Genomic DNA, 7037 nt, shown 5'->3' with positions numbered 1-7037 from the left:
GGTAGAGCACCTGACTGTTAATCAGGTTGTCGACGGTTCGAGCCCGCCTGCCGGAGTTATTATTTATTGGAGAGTTGTCCGAGCTGGCCGAAGGAGCATCATTGGAAATGATGTAAACGGGTAAAAGCCTGTTTCAAGGGTTCGAATCCCTTACTCTCCGTAAACGAATAATAAGTTTTATGACCCGTTGGTCAAGTGGTTAAGACACCGCCCTTTCACGGCGGTAACATGGGTTCAAATCCCGTACGGGTCACTTTTGGAGGATTAGCTCAGCTGGGAGAGCATCTGCCTTACAAGCAGGAGGTCACAGGTTCGATCCCTGTATCCTCCATTTCCATAGCAACATTGGTTCGTTGGTCTAGTTGGTTTAGGACGCCTGCCTGTCACGCAGGAGATCACGAGTTCGAGTCTCGTACGAACCGTTGTTATGTATTTGACAATTGAATACACAACATATTAGTATTATTATATGATGGTATGGCTCGGTAGCTCAGTCGGTAGAGCAATGGATTGAAGCTCCATGTGTCGGCAGTTCGATTCTGTCCCGCGCCATTTTATGGAGGGGTAGCGAAGTCTGGCTAAACGCGGCGGACTGTAAATCCGCTCCTTCGGGTTCGGTGGTTCGAATCCACTCCCCTCCATCATAGGGATATAGTTTAATGGTAGAACTACGGTCTCCAAAACCGTCGGTGTGGGTTCAACTCCTACTATCCCTGTTAATAATACTATGGCGGTAGTGGTGAAGTGGTTAACACATCGGTTTGTGGATCCGACACGCGTGGGTTCGATTCCCACCTACCGCCCTTTGATTGGGTTATAGCCAAGTGGTAAGGCAACAGACTTTGACTCTGTCATGCGCTGGTTCGAATCCAGCTAACCCAGTAGGGTTAGTCAAAATCATGGCGGTATAGCCAAGTGGTAAGGCAGAGGTCTGCAAAACCTTCATCGTCGGTTCGAATCCGATTACCGCCTTTAACCATGGATTGGCCAATCATTTATTATGCCGGAGTGGCGGAACTGGCAGACGCGCTGGACTCAAAATCCAGTGTCCGTTAAAGGACGTGTGGGTTCGAACCCCACCTCCGGTATCTAAGCATTATATAGCGTAGTTTTTAAAAGCAGGAACGTTGATTTAACAACGTTCCTGCTTTTTTATGTCTAAAAATTTTGGATTGTTTAGCATACTTTGGTATTTCGCGTTGGAACATTTTGGAACAAGCACCGATTTTTGCATAAAAATTTTGGAACAAGTTTTGGAACAGGTCTGATTAATTAATATTCAAAAGTTGATCCATATAATCAGTCGTTTTTTCCGATTCTTTGTTTTCCAATTCCTTGATAATGTGCAAATAGATCCGCGTCGTGGTGCTAATATTCTCATGGCCTAAGCGCTGCGAAATATAGGCAATGGGAACGCCTTTGAATAGCAAAATAGATGCGTGAGTGTGTCGCAAGCCGTGGAAGGTTAACTCAGCTTCAATCCCCGCTCGTTGCAGTGCTTTTTTTAACTGTGCGTTGAGGGTGCCATAGTCGGGAATGCTGCCGCGATCGGTAATAAACATTAAATTCTTCGAGTTCTCCTGATGATGAGTATTCAAATACATATTTTGACTGAATTGTAATTTGGTCAACAAATCAACTAAATCATGATTGATGTCAATCACTCGGTTAGACGTCCGGTTTTTAGTCGCTTTAAAATCTTTTTTGATGAAATCCCAGGATTTATTAATATTAAGGGTCAAGTGTTTTCGATCGAGACTGTCCCAAGTTAAAGCAGCCACTTCGGAAGCTCGCATACCAGTCATGAGGGTAGTCAGAATCATATAGTTCACAATGCTACCCGTTTCTAAATGCCCTTTGAGATATTTAATCAGTTTAGATGTTTGTTCCACATTCAAATAGTGAATCCCACGCGTATGGCTGGGATCGTAGACCAAGTGCGTGTTGGCGGTAAAGTCGTGGTGAATAATGCCGTCATTGATTGCATTGCGGACACAAGCCCGAATGTGGGTGTTAATCTTTTCAGCCGTCGCTTTGGCGTGAGCCGGGTGGTCAGTGGTGCCGTCACCGTTGCCGTAAAGATTTAAGAACTTTTGGTAAGTCGTGGTGTTAATATCTTTGAGCTTCATTTTTCCAAAATAATTAGTGGCAACTTGAATGGTGTATTCATATTTGGATTTGGTAGCGTCCGCCAATTGCGGCTCCCGAAATGTTTGATACCATTTGATGAGGTAGGGGATAAAGTCCACATTTCGATTGTTTAAATCGCCACCGTGGGTATAGTTATATTCTAGGGTTGTGCCATATTCCTGGGCTTGCCGTTTAGTTTTAAACCCACTCTTTGAGGCCGTCCGCTGCTTGCCAAATTTATCAACGTAACTAACTCGCACCTGCCAACTATTTCTGAATTTTCTAATGCTTGCCATTTAATCACCTCTACTTAACATCTTCTTCGGTTGCTTCATTCGTGATGTCCTTGCGGTCGTGGGGGTCACGAGCAGCCGCTCTTTTTGATTCTTTTTATGCTGAAAATAAAGCGGAAAGAAGATAAATAAGCCACCGGCCACAATGCCGACGATGTATTTTGAAAAAGCGACCCACAAAATCATCAAAACGATAATGTCAAAGATAAACGCAACAAACGAAAGGGCGCCGTCAATCAGATCATTTAGCATATTAAAGACCTTCTTTTAAATCCGCTGGTTAATCCTTTTCCTGTACCCATTCGTCTTTCATAAGTGAGAATTTGTAATAAATCTCATTTCCGGTATTAGGGTCAACATAATCCCATTCATCTTTTGTATTAACATATTGGTTGTTTTTAACTAAAATTTCCGATTTGTCAGTGGGCTTTAAACCTGAATACGCAGTTCCGTGACTAACATAGGTATTATATGGAACAATTTGAGAATCTAAAGAATCTGCATCAACATAATAAGTTTGACCTTGATACAAAACAACTCCAAGCCTTGTGGTATATGTCGAAGAAAATTTCTGTAATATCATTGGGACCCCAAATCGTTCTAATGACATTGCAAATTTTTGATCCATGTAATTATCTTTCGAAGTTGCAAGGTCAACTGAATAATCGGTATCTGCTAAATATGTGGTAAAAACACTTTTTCCAATGCATTTAGTCAAAGATGAAGGTGCGTTAGTATAATCTAAATCATAATTGGATATTGTTTTTGAACTAGTCGAAGTGCCTGTGGGATGTTTGGCAATTGACTTGGTTCGATACCAATAATAGGTAGAATATCCTGGCAATTGGGGAACAACTTCTCGAAGCGCCGCATGACCGTGTTTTGTAGCTCTTTTCCACCACGGCCATTCGTCAGTGGCGTATTTACCAATATTGTAATATCCCTTTGAATTTCGATAAACGAACATCTGACTGTGGCCGCGAGCGTACTTCGGGAATCTATTACCATAGAAGTGAATTCCGTCCATATTAAAGTGATATTTTGTTGCTGCCAACTTACTATATTGTCCTGTATCACTATCATAATGATACCAATGCCCCCGAAGCGAACTTGGGACTGTTGTGTAGTGTTTAGCATTGGCAGTTACGCTATTGGCTGCAAAAAATCCCCCAAATGATAAGGCAATGGAACCTGCTAAAATGTATTTTTTTAATTTCATAATTTTCCCCTCTAAATATAAGTGTTTTTAAAATGGATCTGTCGTTAAATATAGGAGCTTTCCCATGATTCGGTAGCATTTTAGCCGGTCTTTACTAAATACGCTAAAAATAATTTATTGGCAATGTGTGTTGTACAGTCATGATTCATGTATGACGATTAATAACACAATTGCTCGTTAAATATCTGTAGGCGACTGTAATATTTTCAAATTATACCATTTTAAGAATAGCAGAGTTTATTCCTCTGTGGTACATGTAAGTCTAAAAGAATTTAAGAATATTTGCTTTATTTTGCTTTTACCTCTCATTTTCCCTTATATGTAGGCTGCTTCGGTATTTCCCAACATTTTATAATCGTTGCTGACAGGGGATATTTCTTAGAATCTTTTTTTGATACATAAATTAAATTGAAACTAGAAAAGATTGAATTGGTGAATTAACCATAAAGTAAAAAGCTGTAAGACTTATTTGTATTTAAATACTGATAAATTACCTGAATATTGTTTTGAGTCAAACTGTTGGATTTGAACATATAATTAGGTAGTGTCTTCAAACTACAGGCGTTAAACTTTTCTGCATGGTATCCAGTTTGATATGCTAAAAATAAAGGATTGATCACGATGGAGAGACGTCGCTATGAATTAAGTGATGAACAATGGCATCAGATTGAACCGTTCTTCCCAGCTTATCGTACCGGTCGGCCACCGCGTCATGATAATCGGACCATGTTTAATGCGTTATTATACGTTGCGCGGAGTGGTTCCCCTTGGCGGGATCTGCCCGCCTATTATCCATCTTGGAAAAGTGCTTACACCAAATTTTGTCGTTGGCGAAACAGTGGCCTTTTAAACGACTTATTTTTGGCTTTAAATGATGACCCGGATTTGGAAAATTTAATGATTGATTCAACGATTGTTCCCGCTCACCAGCACAGTGCCGGTTCTAAAAAGGGGGCCCAATTCTCAAATTGGCCAAAGCCGGGGCGGAAAAACCACCAAAATCCACACTTTAGTTGATGCTTTAGGTAATCCGCTTTATTTTCTGTTAACCGGTGGTCAATGCCATGATGGTGTTCAAGCGTTTGATCTTTTGAAGGGCGTTGATTTACAAAATGTCAATGTCATTGGTGATCGGGCTTATAATGCAACGGAACTGCGTCAGCACATCGTTGATCGTGGCGGTAGCTACACCATTCCACCCAGAATGAATTTTAAGGATCCTTGGGAAACCGACTGGTGGTTATTTAAAGAACGTCACTTAATTGAATGTTTTTTTAACAAATTAAAGCATTTTCGCCATCTTTCGACCAGATTTGATAAGTTGGCAGCTTCTTTTTTGGCATTTATCCAGATTGGTGCCATTTTTTTACTGATTAAATAGTTTGAAGACACACCCTAGAATTTATCAGAAATATTACCAATCGCAAAAGTGGCTGGAACAATAGTCCAAATTTATATTATGGCGCCTTGACTTCAAATTAAAAATCTCGTAAATCAGCGTTTGTGTAAACTGATTTACGAGATTTTTGAAAAGCAACTTTTTATTAACTTATGTTCCAGCTTCTTTAACGGATTCTTTATGCTGTCTTACTATTCATCTTGCTAATTATTGGACAGATAAGTCCTGGAGCTTTTGAATCTGATCCTGCAATTTATTAATTTGTTGCTGTAAAGTAACGGCTTGCTGTTCTAAGTCTTGATATTGGACTTGATAAATAATTGGCTTATATCCAGCAGCGTTCATTGAAGAATTATAGTTATTGATTTGGTTTTGCAAGTCGGTGATGGTTTGCTGATAGCTTGCATTTGCAGTTGGGTCTGTGGAGCTGGATAGACTGCTTTGAACGGCCTTCAATTCAGATTGGAGAGCGCTTAAAGATGATGAACTGCTAAGTGATTGAACACTGGATTGCATTGAATCAATTTGATTTTGAACACCAACTAATTGGGTTTGAGCGTCTGCTAATTGACTTTTTAATGGATTAATTTGGCTAGAGTAATCAGTTGGACCAACTGTAAATGATTTAGTGATGGGTTTAAAACCAACTTTTGATATTTGTAATTGATAGAGACCAATCGTTGAAAGAGGGGCTTTCAAATTAATCTTAAATTTCCCGTTACTTTTGGTCTTGGCTTTTGCTTTATAGCTACCGTTACTATATATTTTGACCGTGGTCCCTTGGGTTGCTTTGCCAGAAATAGATGTCATCGAGTTCGTAATCGGCTTAACCGTTGCGGATAATGCTAACTTTTGACTTGCAAATGTGACGACAGGCATCCCCATACTTAACAACATGCCAGCAGTGGCAATTAATGATGCGTATTTCTTCATTGTAGATCTCCTCTTTCACAGTTCAACGCGACAAGCGATAACTGTTATTCATTATTTATTGGATTAAAAGATGGGTCATATGTATTCCCCAAAACGTGTTGACTTTCAATTCAATATCCCCTAACAAACATATTATACAATTGATAGAATTTAGTGTTACAAAAAGCGACTCATATCAAAAAAATTTAAGCAATTTTAAATCTCTGTTTTCCCAATGTGTGAGTACGTAAACAATAATTAGGGAAAATGGCTGTTGAGCAATAGGAAAAGCAAGGGGAGGGGGAAAGTTTCCACTTTGTCCTGGAAGCAGGGGACATATGATTCTAACGAGAGGAAGCGATAACTTGTTCTCTAAAGTACCATATTTAATGAGGCGTTTACTTCTTCACTATTTAATATTGAAAATGATACAGGTTGTTAATGATGCATCTAATCAAGTTCGAATATCGAGGCCACATACGGATAGTCACTATTTAGCAAATATACTGAGAATCTGGTTTTATTTGGTTCAGGTGAGAGGTGCTTTTGTGGTACAAATAATTATTAAAGTTATGTTTCACTAAAAAAAGTCCCACAATCATTAAACCTGTTTGCCTATGATTGTGGGACTCTTGATCAAAGATAATTAATGGTTGATAAAACCTGTTTCACGGAGATAAAAGGTATGCTTAATTCAATTATTGTTTTAATGAAAACCAATTAATAACGATTCATGCCACAACCACGTTCTACACGTGGCTGATTTTGGTGATGGGGAGTTGTGCAATAATGAGTAACCCCGACAGCACCAGTACAAAGTGTTAGGGCAGATGCACAAACCAACAGAAATTTCATATTATTTTCCTCCTCGATAACTTTCTAAAACAACCAGTTAACCAAGTTAAATCAGATCATAAAGATTAATTAGCCCACTTTTGATATTTAAATCCAGCAGTCCAACAAAAAAGAATTGAGACAAAATCCATCTCAACTCTAATCTACCTGAATTAATTTAAACATTCAATATCTTATCTGAAACTTGAAAGTATGAAGACAGACTGATCCCTTGGTATCACAGGGCATA

The 7037-nt window shown here is 39.2% G+C and carries 5 protein-coding genes, 11 tRNA genes and 1 pseudogene; 12 read left to right on the top strand and 5 right to left on the bottom strand.

The genetic code is table 11. The features are described from left to right. The first annotated feature begins 68 nt into the window (after window positions 1-68). The 11 genes from FC85_RS12900 (at window position 69) to FC85_RS12850 (ending at window position 1088) form a co-directional block, all read left to right on the top strand. Window positions 69-160 (top strand) — tRNA-Ser (locus FC85_RS12900). Between the two features lie 21 nt (window positions 161-181). Beyond that, window positions 182-253, top strand: a tRNA-Glu gene (locus tag FC85_RS12895). 5 nt (window positions 254-258) lie between these two features. Then, a tRNA-Val gene (locus FC85_RS12890) sits at window positions 259-331 on the top strand. 16 nt (window positions 332-347) lie between these two features. Further along, a tRNA-Asp gene (locus FC85_RS12885) sits at window positions 348-422 on the top strand. Window positions 423-479: 57 nt separating this feature from the next. Beyond that, a tRNA-Phe gene (locus FC85_RS12880) sits at window positions 480-552 on the top strand. Window positions 553-558: 6 nt separating this feature from the next. Further along, window positions 559-641 (top strand) — tRNA-Tyr (locus FC85_RS12875). A 4-nt stretch (window positions 642-645) separates the two neighbouring features. Further along, window positions 646-716: transfer RNA gene (locus FC85_RS12870), tRNA-Trp, on the top strand. Between the two features lie 14 nt (window positions 717-730). After that, window positions 731-803 (top strand) — tRNA-His (locus tag FC85_RS12865). Window positions 804-810: 7 nt separating this feature from the next. Further along, window positions 811-882: transfer RNA gene (locus FC85_RS12860), tRNA-Gln, on the top strand. Between the two features lie 19 nt (window positions 883-901). Further along, a tRNA-Cys gene (locus FC85_RS12855) sits at window positions 902-972 on the top strand. A gap of 30 nt (window positions 973-1002) precedes the next feature. Next, window positions 1003-1088 (top strand) — tRNA-Leu (locus FC85_RS12850). Window positions 1089-1268: 180 nt separating this feature from the next. Here the strand turns inward: FC85_RS12850 and FC85_RS12845 are convergent. The 3 genes from FC85_RS12845 to FC85_RS12835 are packed head-to-tail and all read right to left on the bottom strand — an operon-like array spanning window position 1269 to window position 3642. Next, window positions 1269-2426 (bottom strand): site-specific integrase, encoded by a 1158-nt coding sequence (locus FC85_RS12845; RefSeq protein WP_057865928.1) that lies wholly within the window; start codon window positions 2424-2426, stop codon window positions 1269-1271. Then, a complete protein-coding gene (locus FC85_RS12840) occupies window positions 2427-2675 on the bottom strand; it encodes a hypothetical protein (RefSeq protein ID WP_057865927.1) in 249 nt (82 codons plus the stop codon). 28 nt (window positions 2676-2703) lie between these two features. Then, window positions 2704-3642, bottom strand: coding sequence for a hypothetical protein (locus FC85_RS12835; protein WP_057865926.1), 939 nt, complete (start codon window positions 3640-3642; stop codon window positions 2704-2706). Window positions 3643-4263: 621 nt separating this feature from the next. Here FC85_RS12835 and FC85_RS15575 point away from each other — a divergent pair. Continuing rightward, a pseudogene (locus tag FC85_RS15575) lies at window positions 4264-5023 on the top strand (IS5 family transposase). A 225-nt stretch (window positions 5024-5248) separates the two neighbouring features. Here the strand turns inward: FC85_RS15575 and FC85_RS12820 are convergent. Next, window positions 5249-5974 (bottom strand): Ig-like domain-containing protein, encoded by a 726-nt coding sequence (locus FC85_RS12820; protein ID WP_057865924.1) that lies wholly within the window; start codon window positions 5972-5974, stop codon window positions 5249-5251. 699 nt (window positions 5975-6673) lie between these two features. Continuing rightward, window positions 6674-6808, bottom strand: a complete 135-nt coding sequence (locus FC85_RS16215; RefSeq protein ID WP_263862687.1) for a hypothetical protein — start codon at window positions 6806-6808, stop codon at window positions 6674-6676. Window positions 6809-7037 lie beyond the last annotated feature (229 nt).

Source organism: Lentilactobacillus diolivorans DSM 14421 (genome assembly GCF_001434255.1).
GTDB classification, from domain to species: Bacteria; Bacillota; Bacilli; order Lactobacillales; family Lactobacillaceae; genus Lentilactobacillus; species Lentilactobacillus diolivorans.
Note: the sequence above shows the minus strand (reverse complement) of the source record. Positions and strands in the feature narration are given on the sequence as shown.

What these genes read in the sequence shown, in the direction of transcription:
- FC85_RS12820 (WP_057865924.1), bottom strand. Translation starts at nt 5,974, where the DNA reads ATGAAGAAATACGCATCATTAATTGCCACTGCTGGCATGTTGTTAAGT.
- FC85_RS12840 (WP_057865927.1), bottom strand. Translation starts at nt 2,675, where the DNA reads ATGCTAAATGATCTGATTGACGGCGCCCTTTCGTTTGTTGCGTTTATC.
- FC85_RS12845 (WP_057865928.1), bottom strand. Translation starts at nt 2,426, where the DNA reads ATGGCAAGCATTAGAAAATTCAGAAATAGTTGGCAGGTGCGAGTTAGT.
- FC85_RS12835 (WP_057865926.1), bottom strand. Translation starts at nt 3,642, where the DNA reads ATGAAATTAAAAAAATACATTTTAGCAGGTTCCATTGCCTTATCATTT.
- FC85_RS16215 (WP_263862687.1), bottom strand. Translation starts at nt 6,808, where the DNA reads ATGAAATTTCTGTTGGTTTGTGCATCTGCCCTAACACTTTGTACTGGT.